This window comes from Nocardioides sp., assembly GCF_050699375.1.
Taxonomy (GTDB): Bacteria; Actinomycetota; Actinomycetes; order Propionibacteriales; family Nocardioidaceae; genus Nocardioides.
In genome coordinates this window covers 1-20,501 of sequence record NZ_JBOHDN010000371.1, presented here as the reverse complement: position 1 = coordinate 20,501, position 20,501 = coordinate 1, and the positions used below count along the sequence as shown (strand labels likewise).

Below are 20,501 nucleotides of genomic sequence, written 5' to 3'. Positions count from 1 at the left end.
GATGAGGCTGTCGATGGCGAACGGCAGGTCCGGACGTCCACCTAGATCGTTCCGGCGAGCTCAGCCAGCCGAGCGAGCCCGGGCTTGGTGTGCTTCGCCAGCCGTTCCCTCGCGTCGTCGAGAGTGGCGGAGACGGGATGGCCCGGGGCGACCCGGGCCGGGTTGAGCGCGACCCCGCCCGACCATGCCTTGATGTCGGTCTCGGCCGAGAACGACATTGCGGCCTGGGTGCCCAGGACGTTCATCCGCGCCCAGGTCGCCATCGTGTCGGGAAACGGGCTCGGCGGGCAGAGCCTGCTCTTCTCGGCGTCGGAGTCGCGGGTCGCGTCCACGTAGCCCGTCACGGCGGCGCCGAGGCAGGGGAGGCCGGCCCGGATCGGCTGCAGCGCGATCGCCTCGGGATCCCAGACCGGGAGCAGGGCCGGATACTTCAGGCCGTCGGCGGCGCAGTGCACGACCAGGGCGTCCTCGGCCATGGCGACGGTTCCGTCGGTGAAGGCGAGCGAGCCGCGGTCGACGTGCTGGATGTGGCCGCGGCGTAGACGTTCTCGACCGTACGCAGCTGCTCTAGCTCCCACGTCGCCGGCGTCGGCGCCTTGGCCGTCGTCGGCATGACCGAGCGGTCGATGCGGAGCACGATGCCGGCGTCCTCGAGCCGGAGGAACAGGTCCTCGGGCGAGGTCGATGCTCGACGGCCTGCATCGTGTCGGCGGCCATCCCGAGGAAAATCGCGGGGTCGGGCTGGACCACGGCCCGGTTGAACATCCACGGGTCCCGCGGCCGCACCCAGCAGATCGCGTCGGGGTCGACGCCGCGGGACAGCAGCCAGATGCAGACGTCGGTCGCGGTCATACCGGAGCCGACGACGACGTACTGGCTCGGCGCGTCCTCCAGGCGCGCGAGCTCGTTGACAGCCAGCACCCGGGCGCCGTCGGCGACACCGAACGGTGGCGGCTTCTCCGCGACCTTGCCCGACTCCACCATGCGGTCGAGGCTCCGGGCGTAGTAGGCGCAGATCTCCGCCGGCGTGGCCCGCTCCTGCAGCCCTTCCTCGGGGCCGTGCTCCTGAGCTGCCCTCAGCGGAGCAGGGTCGAGGCGACGCCGTAGAACGCGGAGGCCTGATGCAGTCGCACGAACGGGTACGCCTCCATCCAGTGCCCGCTGACCCCGTGGCGGCGGTCGACCAGCGCCACCCGAACGTCGGCATGCTCGGTCAGAGCGTCGGTGAACGCCATCCCCATGGCGCCGGCGCCCACCACCAGGTAGTCGACATCGACCGTGCGACTCATGGATCCATCCAAGCACGCCGAGGGCACTCGTGGTGAACAGCCGGCCGAGGCAATGCCACAGACGGGGTACGACTCAGGCACCCCGGCGGCGGGAGGTCAGTCGGCGAAAGAGGTGCCGGAACCGGTCGACGATCGTGGCCAGCAGCAGGGAGACGGCGCCGGGCGGACGCGTACCCGCGGTCGGCTCCTCCTCTCCCGCGGCGGCCCGGTCCACGGCGCGAGCGAACTCCTCGAACATCCGGCGGCTCACGTCACCGGCGAGCGAGCGACCGAAGCCGGCGATGCGTCCGGTCAGGAAGACGCCGGCCTCGGCCTGCAAGGCGGTCCCGCCGCCCTCGACCTCGGCGGCCGTCATGACGATCCGGGCCTGCGCGCCGCCGCCGGTGTCCTTGCCCTGGGCTCTCATCACGATGCGATCGGCGGACTGCTCCTCGATGTGCGCGATCCCGTTGAACGCCATCCGCATCGGGCCGAGGGCGATGCGGGCCCGGCCCCGGTACCAGCCGCCGCCGAGGTCGTCGGTCAGCTCCGCACCTGGCAGGCAGCGCGCCAGCAGCCGGATGTCGTCGAAGACGCGCGCCACCTCGTCCGGCCCGGAGGCCAACCGGCTGACGACGTCGATGTGGATGGTGGGGTCGCCCGCGGGAATCTCGATCTCGTCAGGGCGCTCGGCCGGCTCCTCCTCGACGGCGCTCTCGGCCGCGACGGCTGCGTGGCTCGTGGCACTCGTACGGCCGACGAGGGTGACCTGTCCGCAGTTTCCCGGACTGGGGAGAGCTCCGCGATGACCCTCCGCGACCTCGTCGACGGCATCGATGATGTTGCGGTAACCCGTGCACCGGCACAGGACCCCGGAGAGCTCGGTGGGGAGGTCGTCCCGCTGCACGTCGGGCTCATGGGTCAGCAGGTCGTACGAGCTCATCAGGAAGCCCGGGGTGCAAAAGCCGCACTGCAGGCCGTGGTGCCGGCCGAAGGACTCCTGGAGGGGATGGAGCTCGTCGGGTCGACCCAGTCCCTCGACCGTGGTGATCTCGGCGCCGTCGAGCTGGACAGCGAACAGCAGACACGCCCGCGCCGCATCGCCGTCGACGAGCACCGTGCACATGCCGCAGATCCCGTGCTCGCAGCCGACATGGGTGCCGGTGAGGCCCAGATGGTCTCGTAATGCATCGGACAGGGTGACGCGGGCCGGCAACGAAAGTGCGACCTCGGTGCCGTTGATGGTCAGATTCACGTCGACGGCCTGGTCGGCCTCAGTGCGGGCGTACGGCTGCGGCAGGTTCATCGGGAGCGTCCCTCGGATTCGGAGTCTCTGGCTGACACGTAGGCGCGGCTCACCTCGCGGGCGGCAAGCGCGCTGATCAGCTGGCGGCGGTAGGCGGGACTGGCGTGGCTGTCACCCGTGGTGTCGACGACGTCGTCAGCGACGTCCGGCGTGTGCTCGGCCAGCGCGGACAGCAGGTCCGCCCGTGACGGATCCGGGCGGGTCGTCTCGAGCGCGGCGTGAAGCTGCGACGAGACGTCCACGCTGACCGGTACGTCCGAAACGCCGAAGCAGGTCAGTCGCGCGTCCACGGACTCGCCCGTGGTGCGAACTCGTACGGCCACGCCCGCCAGGGCGAAGTCGCCGTGCCTGCGGGCGAACTCCCCGAAGCCGAACCCCTCACCGGGCTTCGCGACCGGGAAGACCACCTCCGAGAGGAGCTCCTCCGGCTCGATCACCGTCGACAGCGCACCGGTGAAGAAGTCGACGGCGGGCACCTGCCGGGTGCCACGAGCACTCGTCAGGACCATCGTCGCCTCCAGGCAGGCGGCCACTGCGGGCAGCTCCGCCGACGGGTCGGCGTGCGCGATGCTGCCGCACACGGTGCCCCGGCTGCGGACCTCGCGGTGGCCGACCCACGGCAGGGCCAGCCGGATCAGCGGAACCGTCGCGGCGACCTGCTCTCGCTGGAGCTGCCGCTGGCGGACGGTGGCGCCGACCCGAAGGGACCCGTTGTCCCGGGAGAGCGCACTCAGCTCGGGCACCGCGTTGATGTCGATCAGCTGAGCCGGCCGCCCGAGACGCATCGCGAGCACCGGCACCAACGACTGCCCACCGGCGATCACCTTGGACCCCTCACGGGACAGCTCGGCCACCACGTCGGCGACGGTGCCGGGGCGGACGTACGCGAACGGCGCAGCCTTCACGCGATCACCGGCCCTCGAAGCGCGGCGGACGCTTCTCACCGAATGCTGCGACTCCCTCGGCGAAGTCGTGGCTGGCCCTCAGCATCGAGTAGGCCTTCCGCTCGAGCTCGATGCCGGTGTAGAGCGGGCCGTCGACCCCTCGGTCGAGCACCTCCTTCGCGGTCCGCATCGCCATCGGCGAGTAGCTGAGCAGCTTGGTCACGACCTCGTCGACGGCCTTCTCCAGCTCCTGCGCGTCGGCACAGTTGTGCGACGTCAGGCCCCAGTCGAGCGCCTGCTGTCCGGTGATCCGCTCGCCGGTCAGGATGTGGTACTTGGCGCGGGAGAGCCCGATGAGCCGGGCAAGACGCTGCGTTCCGCCGCTGCCGGGGATCATCCCGAGCTTCATCTCCGGCAGCGCGAACCGGGAGCGGTCCGTCGCGATGCGGATGTCGGCCGACAGCGCGAGCTCGAGCCCGACGCCGAAGCAGTAGCCGTCGATGGCGACGATGACCGGCTTGGGGCTGCGAGCCGCCGCCGTCACGTCTTGGCCGAGGTCGGTGAGATCGACGGGCTCGACCTCCATGAACCCGGCGATGTCACCACCCGAGGTGAAGTGCTCGCCCTCGGCCCGGATCACCACGACCTGGACGCGGTCGTCCGCGTCGATCTCGGTGAACCGCTCCGCCATCACCCGACGGGTCTCCATCGTGATGATGTTGTAGCGCCCGTGGTCGAGCACGAGGTGGGCAACGCGCCCGTCGTGGCTGTGCTCGAGCCGGATCTCGCCTCCGGTGAGTGGCATGTCAGTTTCCCTTCGATGTGGTGAGCAGTTCGTGCAGTACGTTTCCGTGCAGCGGCAGCGAGTCGACCGTGACGCCCTCGCCCTGGAGGGCGTCGGCGACGGCGTTGGCGATCGCCACCGGGAGGCTCATCGAGCTGCCTTCACCGCAGCCCTTGGCGCCGAGCCTGGTCAGCGGTGACGGGGTCTCCAGATGGTCGCTGGTCAGCGGGAAGACCGACTCCGCCGATGTCGGGCACAGGTAGTCCATGAAGGTGCCCGCGGTGGGCTGTCCCGCGTCGGAGTAGGTCATCTCCTCGAAGAGCGCTCCACCCAGCGCCTGGGTGATCGCCCCGTGCACCTGACCCTCCAGGAGCGTCTTGTTCAGGATCGTGCCGGCATCGTGCACGGTGGAGAGATCCTCGATCTTCACCGTCAGGGTCTCCCGGTCGATCCGGACGACCACGACGTCGGCGACGAAGCCGTAGCAGAGGCTGGAGTTGATCTGGTCGGTGCGCGAGGCCGCCTTCGACTGCGGGGGCGTGTACGCCGCCTCCTCGTAGAGACGGGCCGAGAAGCCGTCCGGCAGGGAGCCGGGATCCCAGTGGATCAGCCCGGCCGCGTGCCGGAACGCGACCGACCGCCCGTGGTCGTCGACGACCCGGACCGTTCCGTCGGCGAGCTCGAGCCGGTCAGACTCGACCTCGAGGAGCACGGAGGCGGCCACCTTGATGGACTCCGCGATCCGGTCGGTCGCCTCGAGCAGCGCGCTGGTCAGGAGCGGGGAGAACCTCGAGGAGTAGCTTCCCGAGCTGATCGTCCACGGCGTGGAGGCGGTGTCCATCTCCACACGGGGGCGGACCTGGTCGCTCGGCAGGCCGAGCTGCTCGGCGACGATGTCGCGGGCAACCGTGGCGTGCCCCTGCCCCTGGGGGACGGTTCCGAGAAGCACGCTGACGATTCCCTGGGGGTCGACCGTGACGCGTACGTGCTCGGTCGATCCCGACTTGCCACGCTTGGCGGTCCGGTCCTGGACGGGGGTGGCCAGTCCGACGTACCCGATGTTCGTCGCCGACGGATCGACGACCGTCGCGATCCCGATCCCCATCCACTCACCGTTCTCCCGGGCGACCGCCTGCTCCTTGCGGAGGCGCTGGTAGTCGACGTTGTCGAGGGCGAGCTCGAAGGCTCCCTCGTAGTTCCCGGAGTCGTAGATGCCACCGCTCGGGGTGGCGTACGGGAAGGCGTCCGCCGAGACCAGGTTGCGACGGCGGACCTCCGCGGGGTCGAGACCGCGCTCGCGGGCGATGTCGTCGATGAGCCGCTCCAAGCCGAAGTACAGCTGCTGCCCGCCGAATCCACGGTTGAGCCCGGTGGGCGCCTTGTTCGTGACCACGGCGCGCGCCCGGATGCCCACGGCGTCGATCTTGTAGGCGCCGGTGATGTTGCCGAAACAGCGGTAGAGCGTGCTCGGCTCCGGAGGCCTCAGGTAGGCGCCGACGTTGTCGACGAGGTCGACTCGCAGCGCACTGATCACCGCGTCGTCGTCGACGGCGGCCTCGAACGTCATCATGCGGTCGGAGCCGGCCGAGCTCGCCAAGAGGTGCTCCAGGCGGTCCTCGGTCCACCGCACCGGCCGGCCCGCGTGCTTGCTGGCCAGGGCCATCAGTGCGATGTACGGGTAGACCGCGGACTTGATGCCGAAGCTGCCGCCGATGTCTGCGGGAACCACCAGGCGCAACGACGAGGTGGGGATCCCGAGAGCCCCGGCAACGACCGGAGCCATCGAGAACGGGCCGTGGAAGTTGGCGTGGGCGGTGATCTCGGGGCCGTCGGCGCCATCACGCCAGTCGGCGACCACGACGTAGCACTCCATCGGCGTCGAGGAGTAGCGCGGGAAGGAGTAGCTGCGGGAGACGACGTGCGGGGCTCCGGCGAAGGCGGTCTTGACCTCGCCGAAGGTGAACTCACGGTCCGTCGCGACGTTGCTCTCGGCCTCGTCGTGCAGCAACGGGGCGTCCGGCAGGAGCGCCTGGTCGGTGCGTACGACGACCGGAAGCGGTTCGTACTCGATCTCGACCAGCTCCGCGGCGTCCTCGGCCAGATAACGGTCCGATGCCACGACGACGGCGACGGGCTCACCCACGAAGCGGGTCTTGTCGGTGGCAGTCGGATAGTAGGGGTGAGGGGTCTTCACCGACAGCGGGAACGGCTTGAGCGTCGCCAGGACCTCCTCGGGCCCGATCACCGCCGCCACGCCGGGCATCCGACGGGCCTTGTCGAGGTTGACCGACCGGATCCGGGCGTGCGCGTGCGGGCTACGGACCACCGCCGCCACGAGGGTGCCCGGAAGCGGGTCCAGGTCGTCGAGGAAACGTCCTTGACCGGTCAGGAGCGCGGCGTCCTCCACACGAGCGAGTCGGTTCACGAGGAGGCTCCTTCCTCGGTGTCGGCAAGGGTCTCGAACTCGCCTGCGGTGAGGCGACGGCGCAGTATCTTGCCCACGGCGGACTTGGGGATCTGGTCCACCACGACGTACCGCTTGGGTCTCTTCAGCGACGGCAGGCCCGATCCGTCCCGGGCGAACTGCTCGACCTTCGAGAGCGTCGTCTCGGCAGAGTCCTCGGGGCGGCCCACGATGAATGCGGTGACCGCTTGCCCCCACTTGTCGTGCGGCGTGGCCGCGACGATGACCTCCTGAAGGTCCGGGCAGGCCGCGAGGGCGTGCTCGATCTCCTCGGGGTAGAGGTTCTCGCCGCCCGAGTTGATCATGTCGTCGACGCGTCCCGAGACCCACAGGTCACCGTCGTCGTCGGCGACGGCGAGGTCGTTGGTGTAGTACCAGCCGTCCCTGATGGCCTTGGCATCGGCGTCGGGCCGGTTCCAGTAGCCGGCGAACGCCTCGGGGCTCTCCAGCGATGCGATCACCTGACCGCGCTCACCGTCCGGCACGATCTGGTCGGGGCTCGCCCCTGGATCGGGGTCGATCAGCCTGATCCGGGAGAACAGCCCGGCGCGGCCGGCGCAGCCGGGCTTGCTGATGTTCTCGGGGCCGATCGTAAACGTGTAGATCTCGGTGCTGCCGTAGTGATTCACGAACCGCGCGGGGTCGACGGCCTCGACGAGCCGTCGTGCGAGCGTCGGGGTCATGGAAGAACCGGCATAGGCCAGGTTGCGTACGGAGGATGCTTCGCCGAGCCGGTCGCCCTGCATCAGGGTCCAGTACATCGTCGGGACGAGGTAGAGCGCGCTGATCTGCTCGGCGAGGATCAGCTCGAGCGCCTCATCGGCGTCGAACCTGGCCTGCGGCACCCAGGTGCCCGCCGACAGCACGCTCGCCAGCAGCGTGCGGAGGCCCATCGTGTGGAACAGGGGCATGACGCCGAGGGTCGCCTCACCGGGACCGTGGCCCGTCTGGACCAGATGTGCCAGAGCGGCGTAGTGCTCGGCGCTGTGGGTGCGCGGCACGCCCTTGGGCTTTCCGGTCGTCCCGGACGTGTACAACATGACACTGATGTCGTCGCTCTGCGGCCTCGCCGGAACCAACGTGCTCGGCGCCCGCTCGGCAGCTCGCGCCACGGAGGGAACCCCGGCGGGGGCGTGGTCTCGATGACCCGCCCACACGAGCGGCGGAGGTTTCGCGACCATCTCCAGCGCGGCGACGACGACGTCGTGGGTGTGCTCGTCGACCGCGATGAGTGCGGGATCGCAGTCGCCGATGCAGTATGCGAGCTCCTCGGGGCTGACGCGAGTCGAGAGCGGCAGCGACACGACCCGGGCCTTCTGGGCAGCCAGGTGCAAGGTGGCCAGCGGCTCACCGCCTTGAAGCATGAAGATGGCGCGGCTGCCCTCTGTCGCTCCGAGCTCGTGCAGGGCGTGGGCATAGCGCTCGGTGCGCGCATTCCACACGGCGTACGACATCGGCGCCGAGCCGCCGACCGCGCGGCGATGCGGATATCTCTCGGTGGTCCACCGGAGGGCCGTCGCAAGATCCATCATGCCGACTCCTATCGTATATTTCGCATCGTCTGTTTCAGACGTTTAGGACCCTACGATACGCTTCGGACCGTGTCAACGCCGAAACTGACCCCAACCTCCTACGTCGTGCTGGGCATGGTCTCGATGCGAGGCCCGTCGACGTCATACGACCTCAAGCGCGCAGTCAATCGCTCCGTCGGCTACTTCTGGCCCTTTCCGCACGCACAGCTCTATTCCGAGCCGAAACGACTGGTCGACCTGGGCCTCCTGGAGGTGCACCAAGAGGAAGTCGGCCGGCGACGCCAGCTCTACTCGTCAACCCCGGCAGGCCTCGACGCCCTCAAGTCATGGCTCAGTGAGCCCACGACCGAGCAGATGCAGGTGCGCGACGTCGCCGAGCTCAAGCTCTTCTTCGGCGAGTTCGCCAAGGCCGAGGACATCCTGCAGCTGGCGCGAGAGCAGATCGAACAGCACCGCGAGCGCGTCGAGGTCTACACCGGGATGCAGGAGCTGTTCAAGGATCGCGAGGACGTTGCCGATCGCATGGTTCCCTTAGGGCTCGGCCTTGCCATGGAGCACGCCGCCCTCGACTTCTGGGAGAAGCTCGAGAAGGAACGCAGCTGAGCGGGGCACCCGACCAGCCACCCCTTGACACCACCCGGGAACAGTCCTAGGTTTCGACAGTCCGAATCAGACGGTCTTTTCCGGACCGTACGTCTGTCATCGAGGTGGCCCCATGACCAGCCCCACCACTGGCTCCACCAGCCAGCCCACTCCCCCGAGGATTCGTACCGACCGTTCCCTGATCGAGCCGGGGCCCGGATTCAAGTCAGGCCTTCGCGACCTCCGGCGCCACGTGGGTGTAGCTCCGGTGAGCGCCGGCTTGGTCGCCGCAATCTTCGGGTGCACCGGGCCCGCCCTGATCATCATCAACGGGGCCAGCGAAGCAGGGCTGTCCGAGCAGCTCATCACCTCGTGGATCTTCGGCATCTACGTCTTCGGCGGACTCATCTCGCTGATCCTCGGGCTCTACTACAAGATGCCCATCACCGGCGCCTGGAGCATCCCGGGCGCGGTCCTCGTGGTCGGCGCCCTCGCGGACTTCGAGTTCAGCGAGATGGTCGGGGCCTTCCTGGCCGCCGGGGTGCTCGTGCTCGCACTGGGTCTCACCGGGCTGCTCCCCCGCCTGGCCGCGTGGCTCCCGGTGCCGATCGTGATGGCGATGATCGCCGGCGCACTGATCCGCTTCGGCACCGGCGTGGTGCACGCCGGCGTCAGCACACCGGTCATCGTGATCTCCGCGGCGGTCGGCTATCTGCTGCTCACCCGCTTCATCAGGTCCGTACCCGGCGTGGTCGGTGCGCTGGTCTTCGGCATCGTCGCCTCGCTGGCCACCGGGGCCTTCGGGTCCACGGACGCCCACTTCGCGCTCTCCTCCCCGCAGCTGGTGGCGCCCACATTCGACCTCAACGCCATCATGGCCGTCGCCATCCCGCTCGCGGTGCTGGTCATCGGTGCCGAGAACGCCCAGGCCACCGGGGTGCTGATGGCCGAGAGGTACCGGCCGCCGGTCAACGCGATGACCCTGATCAGTGGCGTCGGAGGCATCCTGACCTCGCTCTTCGGTGCCCACAACGCGAACATCGCAGGGCCGATGACCGCCATCTGCTCCTCGGAGCAGGCTGGCGAGAACAGGGACGGCCGCTACGTCGCGACCGTGGTCAACGGCATCCTGTTCGCCCTCTTCGGCGTCTTCGCCGGCGTGGCGGTCGCCCTGGTGTCGATCCTGCCCACGACGCTGATCGCCGCCGTGGCCGGGCTGGCGATGATCGGGGTTCTGGTCTCGGCCCTCCGCGGCGCGTTCGGCGGCACCAGGTTCCAGACCGGTGCGTTCGCCGCGCTCGTGATCGCCATGAGCGACGTGACCATCCTCAACATCTCAGCCCCGCTCTGGGCACTGCTCGGCGGAGTCCTCGTGTCCCTCGCGGTCGAGTCCAAGGACTTCAAGACGGGCGCCGACCAGCCCTAGCCAGTAGCGGTCAGTTGCTCCGTGCGCGGTCTCGGGCACGCCCGAGGAGCGCTCCGAGGTCGAGACCGTAGGTGGGGCCGCCGCCCGTCTCGTACGTCTCCGGCTGCCCGGCCGCCCGCTCGATCAGCCCGGAGGCACCGACAGCGTTGCCGCGCTCGTGGTGGGTCTGGTCGACGCGCAACTGGGCCAGCCCCTGCCACAGCTCGCGCTCCTCCTCCGGCCCAGACTTCCAGCGACCTCGAGCGCCCCGTGGGCCGGGAGCGGGCGCCCATCCTCGAGCAGGCTGCAGGCGTACGCCAAGGTCTCGTCCGGCGGGAGCGGCTCCTCGGAGGTGGGCTCGACTCCGACCTCGCCGTACGGCAGCGGTCGGCGCCATTCGTCGAATATCAGGCGACGCGGACGTTCTCGACCTGCGGACCCTTGGGGCCAGCGGTGACGTCACCGAGCTCGGCACGACCCCCAGTAGAAGAGTCCGCTTCGACGCCACAGCAGACGTGGGCGAGCCACCTCTGCACATGGAGGAGACGCCGATAGCGTGGAGGGGTGGCCAGTTCTCGCCGATCCAGTGCTCGTCGCCGTGGCGGGCGTCCGCGCCGGAGCGGGACGCGACAACCGAAGCGGCCGTTGCCTGCCGTCGGTCCGGGCGAGCGGCTGTGGGTGCTCGACGTCCCTTACGGCACCCAGGTCGAGGGCGCCACGTGGCACCCGGGAGTCAAGACCCACCTGTACGTCGGCCGCGCTCTGCCGGCGCACCTCGCGCCCTACGCTCCGGGTCCGTACACGCTCGGTCGGTTCATCGAGAGCACCCTCAACCCCGACATGCCGACGCAGAGCCTCGAGGTGACCGACGCGCTCGAGCCGCGGCAGATCCAGTACGAGGCTGCTGACGCCATCGCGGCGCGTGCTGCGGCGGGCGGACGGCAGTTCCTGCTGGCCGACGAGCCCGGCGTGGGCAAGACGATCTCCGCGGTCCTCGGGGCGACAGCGGTGGGCGATCTCCGCGGTGCGCGACGGGTGCTGGTCGTCGCCGACCGTCCCGCCGCGATCACGATCGGCCACTGGTGCCGCACGATCACGGCGCTGGGCGACGGCGGTCTCGAATGGGTCGTGATCACCTGGGACCGCCTGGAGAAGGTCAAGGATCACGCGTGGGACGTGATCATCGCGGACGAGGCCCACGCGCTGCGACGTACGACGACGAAGCGGTGGAAGCTCTGGGCGCGGATCTCGGGCCACGGGCGGCCGCACGAGACGGCACCCTTCGTGATCGCGACGACCGCGACGCCCGGACACACGCCGCTCGACCTGCCATATCTCGCCCCGGCCTATGCGCAGGTCCTCGGCGAGCCGATGCAGGAGTGGACCTCGGCGACCCAGCCCGGCGCCACGTTCGCCACCGCGCTCGAGCGCAACGGCGTCGGGGTCGAGCGCGGACGCTACGGCGCAACGTGGACCGCCGATCCGGCGCGGCGCGCCGCGGACCTCAAGCTGGTACGCGGCTGGCTCGAGGACGAGCGGCCGCCCGCGATGCTCCACCGCGCGGCGCCGTGGGGGCCGGTGCCGATCTCCGGCATGCCGGTGGCACTCACCCCGTCGGAGCGGACGGCGTACGAGGCCGAGTGGGGAGAGTTCTGCCGCGAGATGGACATCGCCCGGCGTGGCCGCAATGTCGCAAAGGGGCGGGCAGCGCTGCTGCGCTTCCGACAGAAGGCCGGGCTGATACGCGTCGACTCCACGGTCGCCTGGATCGTCCAGCAGGTCGAAGCCGAGCGACAGGTGGCGTGCTCGGTCGAGTTCGTCGCGACCGCCGCCGACCCGATCGCCGACCGGCTGCGTGACTCCGGCCTCGAGGTCGCCACAATCTACGGTCGCGACCGGTTCGACGCCGAGGCCGAGCGGCTCCGGTTCCAGACCGGGCAGGCGAAGGTCTGCGTCTTCACCACGGTCGCCTCGATCAGCCTGCACGCCGGCGAAACCCTCGCCGACGGTCGCCGGGCGAGCAGCGAGCCGCGGGTCGGCGTCTTCCACCAGGCCCGCTTCTCGGGTATCGCAGGACGGCAGGTGACCGGCCGCACCCACCGCGACCACCAGCTCTCGCCGTGGCACATCGCGTACGCCGAGGGCACCGTCGAGGAGCAGGTCGGCAGGGTGATGGTCGAGCGGATCGCTGCGGCCTCTGCCACGGTGGGAAGCGACACCACCGGCCTCACTGCCCTCGCCCAGCTCCTAGGCGCCGACTGGCTTCCCGCCACCACCCTGACCGAGGACGGCACCTGACCTCTCGGCTCATGCAAGGCACACACCGGCACCGTGGAGAAACCCATGCAGATCGTGGTGGCGTCGTCGTTGATGCGGCCGGCCGCCGGTCGCATCAAGTCCTGCGCGACTCTGCCGCTGACATCGCGACTCAGACCACTCCCACAGGCGCCTCGGCGGTGCTGGCATCCCCTCGCGGGCCCTTCTGAGATGCCGGGAGCCCACCGGCCAGGAGCCGAGTCGAAATCTGGTGGCAGTACCGACCGGGTTGCTGTCAACTCGATGCCATGAACATCGAGGTACGCACCATCACCGCTGATGACTGGTCCCTCCTTCGCAACGTCAGCCTGCGGGCGCTGGCCGACTCACCCGACGCCTTCAGAACGACGCTCGCCGAGGCCCAGGCGCTCACGGAGGACATCTGGCGGCAGCGGGCCGAGGGGTCAGCACCGATCCTGGTGGTGCTGGAAGACGGCCGAGGAGTAGCGATGGGTGGCGTATTCACACCCCCGGACAGCGCCGTCGCCTACATCTGGGGCATGTGGACGGCGCCTGAGGCACGCGGCCGTGGGTACGCCGCCGGGCTCCTCACCGATCTGGTCAACTGGTGCCGCGACAGCGACCTCGGCGTACGTCTGCACGTGACCGAGGGCAACCAAGTCGCGCGCCGGCTCTATCTCGTCCACGGCTTCAAGTCGACCGGTGTGTGGGAACCGCTGCGGGAAGGATCGGCACTGCGGGTCGAGGAGCTACAGCTAGCGACGTGACTTACGGTGAAACTCAGGACGAGGCGTCTCTGAGCGTGCACACGCCCGGATCTGCCGCATTCCGCGCCGGCGGAACCTGCGTCACACCGCCGCTTGTCGGCGCGCTCGATGCGCCGGCTCCTACAGACCGGCGGGCGCGTTGCCTGGACGGGGCAAGACGGCTGAGCGCTAGGAGTAGCGGTGGCTCTTCGCCGCGTGGCCTTGCTCGCGTGTGCAGGTGCGTCCATTCATCGAACGGTGGCCACACAGCGCCTCGGCGGGCGAAGGCGGAGCAGCCGACCTGGCGGCCTGGGCCTTCGCAGGTCGAACCGCCGATCTGGTCGGCGTCGAGTCGGCAGTCGACGCATCTTGCCTTTCGCGATACCGGGCCTCGCGCATCGCCCGCATTGCGGCGTCCTTGCTCATTGTGTAATCACCTGACGAACTCTAGGCGTGCGTACCGACAGTTTCGTTCAGGCGCGGCGCCGACAGCCGCCGCCGCTTCCCATCCCGGCGGCCCGGGATCCACGAAGGCACCTCCTGTCGGCTTTCGTATTCATCGGTCGAGGACGCCGTCCCCAGTACGCTCCGACCATGAGAGCGATCGTTCAGGGCCGCTACGGATCCGTCGACGACCTCAGCCTGAGCGACGTCCCTCGGCCGGACCCAGCCGAGGACGAGGTGCTGGTCCGGGTCCGGGCAGCGTCCGTACATCCGGATGTGTGGCACGTCGTGGCCGGCCGGCCCGCGGTCCTCCGCCTCATGGGCTCCGGAGTCAGACGCCCCCGCGAGCGCGTGCCCGGGACCGACGTCGCCGGGGTGGTGGAGTCCGTCGGTAGCGCGGTAACCCGGTTCGAGCCGGGTGACGAAGTCTTCGCGGAATCCAATGGCGCAACGGCGGTGCGTTCGCCGAGTACGCCACGGCCCCCGAGGAGGGAGTAGCGCTCAAGCCTTCCGGCGTCAGCTTCGAGGAGGCGGCCGCGGTGCCGACCGCCGGGCTCATCGCCTTGAACAATCTGCCCCGACGACGGGTGCCCTCCGGGTCGCGAGTCCTGGTCAACGGCGCTGCGGGAGGCGTCGGCGCGATCGCCGTACAGCTTGCCAAGGCCTACGGCGCGCATGTCACCGGTGTCGACCACGCGAGCAAACTCGCACTCGTGCGCTCCCTTGGCGCGGACCGAGTCATCGACTACACCTCTGAGGACTTCACGCGCAGCGGTGAGCAGTGGGACCTCATCTTCGACGTGCCCGGCAACCAATCCTTCAAGGCGATCCGCCGTGCACTGGACCCGCGAGGGAGCTACGTCCTGATCGGGCATGACGCATTCGGGGCAACCGGCCACCGCTGGCTCGGCAGCATCCCGCGCGTCCTCGGACTCGTGGCACTCTCGGCGGTCTCCCCCCAACTGCGCGGAGGGTCCTTCGCGTCACCAGACAAGCGGCAGTTGATGGGCACCCTTGCGAGTCTCATGCAGACCGGCCAGCTGCGCGTGGTGCTCGACCGGATCTTCCCCCTGAGCCAGGCGCCACAGGCAATGCGCCACCTCATGTCCGGCCAGTCTTTAGGACGAGTCGTTCTCCGCATCGACGACTGAGGCACCGCGACTAACCACCGCGAGCGGACATCCGAGGAGATCTCCATCCAGCACCGACAAATGTCGGACTCAGCCCGGCGGGGCCCGAGAACCGCAGAGCTTGGCTATGGCGCCCCCGCGCCCAGAGGAGTAGACAGGAAACTACCGGCAGTGCCGGTCCGGGCACTGCCCTGTCCTAGAAAGGAGCGGGCCGTGTACGCACGTTCAACTACGTTCCACGGGAGTCCCGGCAACATCGACGCAGGCATCACATTCGTCCAGAACGAGGTCGGGCCCATGCTCGACAGCACCGAGGGCTGTCGCGGCCTCTCGATGCTGGCCGACCGCGAGACCGGGCAATGCATCGCAACAAGTTCGTGGAAAGACGAGGAGGCCATGCGCGCCAGCGATGACCAGCTTCGCCCGCTACGCGATCGTGGGAAGGACATCGTCGGCGGCTCCATGCAGATCGACGAATGGGAGATCGTCGTCATGCACCATAGCCATCACGGCGAGTGCGCCCGAGTCAGCTGGCTGCAGGGTGACGTCGACGCCATGGCCGAGACCTTCCGGGTGGGGGTCCTTCCCGAGCTCGAGCAGACCGCTGGATTCTGCAGCGCCAGCCTGCTGGTGAACCGGTCGTCCGGCCTGGGCTGCGCCACCACAGCCTGGGAGTCCCGCGCCGCGATGGAAGCCAGCCGCTCGGCGGCCGACAACATGCGCAGCCGGGCCGCGAGCGACGCGGGCGGCGAGATCGTCGACGTGCACGAGTTCGACCTCGCGTACGCGCACCTGCATGTCCCCGAGATGGCCTGACGTCCACGTCTTCGCCGAGCCCGCCCTGGCCGGGCTCGGCGAGCCCATCAGGGGGCTCCGCGCCAGAGTTCAGCGTGCGTCACAACGCCGCCTATGGCGCAGGCTGTACGACCGCGATCCGCCGAGATCCGCGCTCGTCGGGACGATTCTGCGGACCCGTGCACAGTCCCGGGCTCCGAATCCGACGTGCTCGACTCACGGCTGGGAGCGATCAGTCATATGCGGCGGCCGCAGCCGTAAGACTGATCCTCGCCACCTCTTCGATCTCGACCGGCTGGTCGCCACGGACTCGGTGGATCTTCACCACGACCTCGGTGGGTGAGGTGTCGAACTCGAGGAAGTGCTTGAAGAACGGCGGCTCGTCCAGGGAGTAGATCTCGGAGACGAACCTCTGGATCGGCCCGAACGGCGGGTTCAGGCCGGGGAAGGCGATCTGCGCCCGACGCCTGGTCCGCCGGTCGACGCCCTCGACCACGGCAGGTCGGGCACCCATCCGCTCGTGCTCGGCCTCGATGATGGACGCCGCGGCCGCCGCGCTGATGAAGTCGTAGTGCGTCGGGACACCCGGGCGGTAGCGGGGGCTCACCCACGCCTTGGGGTCCGCGATCAGCGAGTGGGCGCCGAGGAACACCAGGTGGGCGAGGAGGCCGGCAGCGCCGACCGCGACGGCGGTGAACAGGGCCGCGCCGACCGCCACGGCCGGCCACCACGTGCTGAGCTCGTCCGCGAGCCGGCCAGGCCACTCGAAGCCCGGCACGTCGAGCAGGCCCGGCACCGACACCCCCAGCAGAAGCAGCCCGAGGGCGAGGACGGCGACGACCACCAGCGGCACGTACAGGAGCTCGTGCTCTCGTCGCACCCAGTCGAAGATCAGCAGGCCGATCACGATCATCACGATGAGCGTTGGCAGGGCGAAGGCGGCCCGCATCCACCCTGACTCGACCGCGTCGGCTGCCCACCACCACAGCGCCAGCGTCATGGGCGCCGCAAGGAACACGAAGGGCTGAACCAGCCATCGCCGCCAGCGGAGCCACGCCCGCGCCCGGCGCTGAGGCTCACTACGCAGGTGGCGGGTGAGAAGGTCCGGGGCCAGAGGCGCCGCGACCAGCAGCACGACGATCGCCGCCAACGGCACGAGTCCGAGCAAGCCGCTGAAGAACACCAGGGTCAAGCCCTCGCCGCTCATCACCCGCAGCATCTCGCCCGAGACGACGGCAGCCTGCGCGAGCACTGCCCACACGACCGAGTGTTTGAGCCAGCTCTCGGCACGGTCGCCGCTCAGGTCGTCGACGATCCGTCTCCGCCACCCGACGATCGCCACGACGGCGTAGATGCAGACCGCGACGATCAGCCACCAGGGCACCGTACGTCCGTCGACCGAGCCTCCCTCGTCCAAGGCCAACGGCACCAGCGCCAGGGCCGCGAGAGCCGCCAGTACGCACCCGAACGCGACGTGATGCCATCCTGGGACCCGCTCGACCGGGCCCCACCATCTCGACCAGCGGATACACCAGGCGTTGAGGCAGATCCACAGGGTGCCCGACCCGAACAGCACCAGCAGGGCTCCGGCCGCATCAGGCAGATAGTGGTGCAGGAACAGCGTCGCCAGCACCCCCGCGACCAGCGCTTCGAGACGCAGCAGCAGGCGGCGGCCGAACTGACTGCGTCCGGGACGTTGCGGCAGCAGGTGCAGCAGCACCAGCACCGCCATCGCGGCGATGGCCGCTCCCCCGGGTCCGACACTCACTGGTTCGCCCCACAGCTGAACCTGAAGGCTCCACCCCGAACTGGCGAGCCACCAGCCCAAGGCCACGCCCCCGCCGAACATCACGACGCTCAGCAGCAGCCGCCAGATGCCGGGGACGAGCTGCTGGGCGAAGTACGACAGGGACTCGGCCGACCGCGGGAAGACCCTGCTCGGCCGAAACTGTGAGTGGCTCCGCGCGTCCGATCTGGCCGTCTGGATGGGATGGGTGGCGTGGGTGTACGCGCCGCCACCACCACTGACCATGTGCCACAGGCCGTCAGGCGAGCCGTCCGTGCTCCGCGGGTCGTACAGCTGGAAGTTGTGCGTGTCACCGCCCACCGTCGCGACGTAGCGCTGCTCCCTGTCGGTCACGATGTCGTAGACGGTCCTACCGGGTCGTCCGGACACCTCACCCATCCGGAGCTCACCGTTGTCGAGCATCGGCTTGCCGGTCATGAGGATCTTCGGCTTCTCACCGTCCAGCGAGCTCAGCCAGTCGTACTGCGGTCCGTCGATGGTCCCGTCGATGCCGGTGTCGATGCAGACGAGCTCGACGTGCTCGGTCTCGATGACGAAGTACGGCGCCGGCTGGAGCTGGGCTTCCGGTGCCGCCCGGCCGTCCGCGGCCGGCTCTCCGCGCCGCGCCGGCGCGGACCTGCCGGCCGGTTCGCTGGGTGTGCGCCAGATGGCGCGGCCGAAGCGGTCCCGGATCAGTTGCAGTCGTCCCAGTTTCTCGTCGAACGAGGGCACCAGGAGATCGCTGGGCCAGGCCGGCGGCTCGTCCGCCGGATACAGGAACTGGTGGGCGAAGCCGTGGAGACCGTCGTACCAGTCGTGATTGCCCGGCACCGCGTAGACCGGGACGCTCTCCGGAAGCGCGAACTCGTCCCGTACGTCCTGGGGCGCCTCGAGGTTCTGCACCCGGTTCGACCGGTACGGCTTGTAGAAACCGTCCACGTAGTCGTTGACGTTGCCGGACGGGTAGATCACGTCGCTCAGGATGAGTACGAAGCCGGCCTGCTCCTGGTCCGAGCGCTCCCCCGCGGCTCGCGCCAAGGCGGGGGCGACCACGTACTGCGACGGGTCCTGCTCGCCGGTGTCGCCGATGACCAGGAACCTCGAGACCCCGGTGGCGGGCACCTTCAGGGGCGTGTCCTTCGTCCAGTGCGCACGCAGGTTCTCGACGAGCCCATGCGTGCCGCGACCCAAGAGGTCGTTGGCCGATTCGATGAGGGTGCGTGCGGTGGTCCAGGAGAGGCTGTTCCACTTGGTCGGGTCGTCCTGCAGGTAGGCCTTCGTGAGACTCCAGTCCCGGCTCCCGGTCTCGGCATCATCGCCCTGAGCCACTGACATCCCCTCTGCAGGCCGGATTTGTTCGGCTTGAACCCACGTGGACCTCATGCAACAGGTCTAGACAGATCCCCACGCGGCGCTACCGTAGCGCGAGCCACCTGCCCAAGATGCGGTAACCGCACCGCGGCCCTACTCCTGCACGCGCTTGGTCTCGTACGCCCACATCGCGACCTCGACGCGGTTGCGGGCGCCGAGCTTGTTCATCAGCGCGGCGACATGGGTCTTCACCGTGCTCAGGGTGATTCTCAGCTCCTCGGCGATCTCCGCATTGGTGGGGCCGCGCGCGACGCTGAGCAGGACTTCCTCGACGCGACTTGCGCGGCGAACCGATCAGTGGGCGGTCGAGGCGCGTCGAGCTCGGTGCCGGCGGACTGCGGCCCGGTTGGCGCAGCGGACCGAGCAGTAGCGCTGCCGCCCGTTGCGAGTGACGTCCACGACCACCGCGGTGCATGGATCTCCCTCCAGCTGCCCCGCAGCGCACCGGCTCAGGCGGTGGATGCCCCGAGTGGTCAGGTGCAGCGCCGTACCCACGCTGATCACCGCTCGCAGCACGTCGGGAAGCGAGTCGTTGGCGCTGTCGCGGTAGTGGATGTGCCACCCCTCCCGGCCGTGGTCGGTCAGCCGCGGATACGCGGCCGCCTGCGCCATCAGGTCGTTGAGCAACCGCGCCCGTTCACCCGGGTCCTCCGCATCCACGACGCGAAGCCACTCATCGATCACCCGACGAGTGCTCCGGTGGTCGTCTGCCGACTCTGCGAAGTCCATCGTCATACCGAACTCACGGGTCCGAGCTTCGATGCCGGCCCGATCGACAGGCCAGTCGTCGGCGAACGAGGCAGCCATGAGGACCGCGTACTCACCGTAAGGGTTGAGATGCATAAGACCATTACAGCAGAGTGGCGATCATGACCGACAGTGCAACAGAGCAGTCCCGGCACGCGGACGGCGTCCACGAGCACGGCTGGCTCACCGAGTCCAGCCATCGGACCTCGGAGGGCCAAGTCCTCTACGTACGCTGCGCCAGCTGCGGCGTGCGGCGCGTGGATCTCCAGATTCACGCGTTCCTGCCGCCGCACCCGTTGAGCCGTGAGCGGGGTTGACGGACGAACCGTCACTTCGCCGCCGAGAAAGGCACCCGGGCGTCCATCCCTCAGAATCCGCTCCATCGGCCAGTGCCGCTCCGGCACTGCTCCTGCCCGAGGTCGCCGCGAAGCCTCGGGCGGCGAGATAAGCCGTGTCTGGAAGACCCTCAGGCCACCGACGCCCATAGTCTGAGCGCCATGGGCCGACGAATCGACTGGCACAACGATCCCTCGGCTCCCGAGGTCAACAGCATCAAACCCAGCGCGGGCGCATTCGTACGCGACGATCCGGGCAGGGTCCTGCTGGTCCGCCGCGACGACAACGGCAACTGGTCGATGCCAGGAGGAACGATGGACCCCGGCGAGTCGCTCACCGCCTGCGCGGTCCGCGAGACCCTCGAGGAGACCGGCATCACCATCGAGGTGACCGGCCTGGTCGGGATCTGGACCGACCCGCGCCATCGGATCGAATACACCTCCGACGGCGAGGTCCGCCAGGAGTTCACCGTCATCTACGCCGGCCGCTACCTCGCCGGCGAACTCACCCCATCAGCCGAGAGCACCGACGTCGGCTGGGTCTCCCCCGAGTCTGTTCCAAGGCTTCAGATGGACCGCAGCCAACGCATCAGGATCGACTGGGCGCTCAACCGTGGCTATCCGCACCTGGATCCCAACCCCTGA

At 69.2% G+C, this 20,501-nt stretch carries 21 protein-coding genes; 9 read left to right on the top strand and 12 right to left on the bottom strand.

The features are described 5' to 3' along the window. Positions 1–41 precede the first annotated feature (41 nt). From ACRDPS_RS24585 to ACRDPS_RS24550, 8 genes are all read right to left on the bottom strand, one after another. Positions 42–578 (bottom strand): hypothetical protein, encoded by a 537-nt coding sequence (locus tag ACRDPS_RS24585; protein WP_431504299.1) that lies wholly within the window; start codon positions 576–578, stop codon positions 42–44. Further along, positions 568–984 carry a hypothetical protein gene (locus ACRDPS_RS24580; RefSeq protein WP_431504298.1) on the bottom strand — a complete coding sequence of 139 codons (417 nt, stop codon included), beginning with the start codon at positions 982–984 and terminating at the stop codon, positions 568–570. Before ACRDPS_RS24580 ends, ACRDPS_RS24585 begins: the two co-directional genes overlap by 11 nt. 92 nt (positions 985–1,076) lie before the next feature. Then, positions 1,077–1,289, bottom strand: a complete 213-nt coding sequence (locus ACRDPS_RS24575) for an NAD(P)-binding protein (RefSeq protein WP_431504297.1) — start codon at positions 1,287–1,289, stop codon at positions 1,077–1,079. A 73-nt stretch (positions 1,290–1,362) separates the two neighbouring features. Beyond that, positions 1,363–2,574 (bottom strand): xanthine dehydrogenase family Fe-S subunit, encoded by a 1,212-nt coding sequence (locus ACRDPS_RS24570; protein ID WP_431504296.1) that lies wholly within the window; start codon positions 2,572–2,574, stop codon positions 1,363–1,365. Further along, on the bottom strand, positions 2,571–3,479 hold the full coding sequence (locus ACRDPS_RS24565; protein WP_431504295.1) for an FAD binding domain-containing protein: 909 nt from the start codon (positions 3,477–3,479) through the stop codon (positions 2,571–2,573). Before ACRDPS_RS24565 ends, ACRDPS_RS24570 begins: the two co-directional genes overlap by 4 nt. Before the next feature lie 4 nt (positions 3,480–3,483). After that, complete coding sequence (locus ACRDPS_RS24560; protein WP_378678343.1) at positions 3,484–4,263, bottom strand: enoyl-CoA hydratase/isomerase family protein; 780 nt, start codon at positions 4,261–4,263, stop codon at positions 3,484–3,486. A 1-nt stretch (position 4,264) separates the two neighbouring features. Further along, positions 4,265–6,667: a xanthine dehydrogenase family protein molybdopterin-binding subunit gene (locus ACRDPS_RS24555; protein ID WP_431504294.1), complete on the bottom strand. Its 2,403-nt coding sequence runs from the start codon at positions 6,665–6,667 to the stop codon at positions 4,265–4,267. After that, complete coding sequence (locus ACRDPS_RS24550; RefSeq protein WP_431504293.1) at positions 6,664–8,235, bottom strand: AMP-binding protein; 1,572 nt, start codon at positions 8,233–8,235, stop codon at positions 6,664–6,666. Before ACRDPS_RS24550 ends, ACRDPS_RS24555 begins: the two co-directional genes overlap by 4 nt. Positions 8,236–8,307: 72 nt before the next feature. Between ACRDPS_RS24550 and ACRDPS_RS24545 the strand changes: the two genes are divergently transcribed. Continuing rightward, a complete protein-coding gene (locus ACRDPS_RS24545; RefSeq protein WP_431504292.1) occupies positions 8,308–8,841 on the top strand; it encodes a PadR family transcriptional regulator in 534 nt (177 codons plus the stop codon). Between the two features lie 112 nt (positions 8,842–8,953). Continuing rightward, positions 8,954–10,246, top strand: coding sequence for a benzoate/H(+) symporter BenE family transporter (locus ACRDPS_RS24540; protein WP_431504291.1), 1,293 nt, complete (start codon positions 8,954–8,956; stop codon positions 10,244–10,246). 10 nt (positions 10,247–10,256) lie between these two features. Here the strand turns inward: ACRDPS_RS24540 and ACRDPS_RS24535 are convergent, their stop codons facing one another. Beyond that, positions 10,257–10,622, bottom strand: a complete 366-nt coding sequence (locus ACRDPS_RS24535; RefSeq protein WP_431504290.1) for a DUF309 domain-containing protein — start codon at positions 10,620–10,622, stop codon at positions 10,257–10,259. Between the two features lie 248 nt (positions 10,623–10,870). Here ACRDPS_RS24535 and ACRDPS_RS24530 point away from each other — a divergent pair, with 248 nt between their 5' ends. The 5 genes from ACRDPS_RS24530 to ACRDPS_RS24510 all read left to right on the top strand — a co-directional run bounded on the left by ACRDPS_RS24530 (position 10,871) and on the right by ACRDPS_RS24510 (position 15,638). After that, positions 10,871–12,523, top strand: a complete 1,653-nt coding sequence (locus ACRDPS_RS24530) for a helicase (RefSeq protein ID WP_431504289.1) — start codon at positions 10,871–10,873, stop codon at positions 12,521–12,523. 266 nt (positions 12,524–12,789) lie between these two features. After that, a complete protein-coding gene (locus ACRDPS_RS24525; RefSeq protein WP_431504288.1) occupies positions 12,790–13,269 on the top strand; it encodes a GNAT family N-acetyltransferase in 480 nt (159 codons plus the stop codon). A gap of 573 nt (positions 13,270–13,842) precedes the next feature. Continuing rightward, on the top strand, positions 13,843–14,190 hold the full coding sequence (locus ACRDPS_RS24520; RefSeq protein WP_431504287.1) for an alcohol dehydrogenase catalytic domain-containing protein: 348 nt from the start codon (positions 13,843–13,845) through the stop codon (positions 14,188–14,190). Between the two features lie 41 nt (positions 14,191–14,231). Further along, positions 14,232–14,843, top strand: coding sequence for a zinc-binding dehydrogenase (locus ACRDPS_RS24515; protein ID WP_431504286.1), 612 nt, complete (start codon positions 14,232–14,234; stop codon positions 14,841–14,843). A gap of 276 nt (positions 14,844–15,119) precedes the next feature. Next, positions 15,120–15,638 (top strand): hypothetical protein, encoded by a 519-nt coding sequence (locus ACRDPS_RS24510; protein WP_431504285.1) that lies wholly within the window; start codon positions 15,120–15,122, stop codon positions 15,636–15,638. A gap of 211 nt (positions 15,639–15,849) precedes the next feature. Here the strand turns inward: ACRDPS_RS24510 and ACRDPS_RS24505 are convergent, their stop codons facing one another. From ACRDPS_RS24505 to ACRDPS_RS24495, 3 genes are all read right to left on the bottom strand, one after another. Continuing rightward, positions 15,850–18,732 (bottom strand): metallophosphoesterase, encoded by a 2,883-nt coding sequence (locus ACRDPS_RS24505; protein WP_431504284.1) that lies wholly within the window; start codon positions 18,730–18,732, stop codon positions 15,850–15,852. Between the two features lie 135 nt (positions 18,733–18,867). Further along, positions 18,868–19,035: a response regulator transcription factor gene (locus ACRDPS_RS24500; protein ID WP_431504300.1), complete on the bottom strand. Its 168-nt coding sequence runs from the start codon at positions 19,033–19,035 to the stop codon at positions 18,868–18,870. Positions 19,036–19,068: 33 nt separating this feature from the next. Next, complete coding sequence (locus ACRDPS_RS24495) at positions 19,069–19,617, bottom strand: CGNR zinc finger domain-containing protein (RefSeq protein WP_431504283.1); 549 nt, start codon at positions 19,615–19,617, stop codon at positions 19,069–19,071. 26 nt (positions 19,618–19,643) lie between these two features. On the opposite strand from ACRDPS_RS24495, the gene ACRDPS_RS24490 reads away from it, so the two are divergent. Further along, positions 19,644–19,838 (top strand): hypothetical protein, encoded by a 195-nt coding sequence (locus tag ACRDPS_RS24490; RefSeq protein WP_431504282.1) that lies wholly within the window; start codon positions 19,644–19,646, stop codon positions 19,836–19,838. A gap of 180 nt (positions 19,839–20,018) precedes the next feature. Next, complete coding sequence (locus ACRDPS_RS24485) at positions 20,019–20,501, top strand: NUDIX hydrolase (protein ID WP_431504281.1); 483 nt, start codon at positions 20,019–20,021, stop codon at positions 20,499–20,501.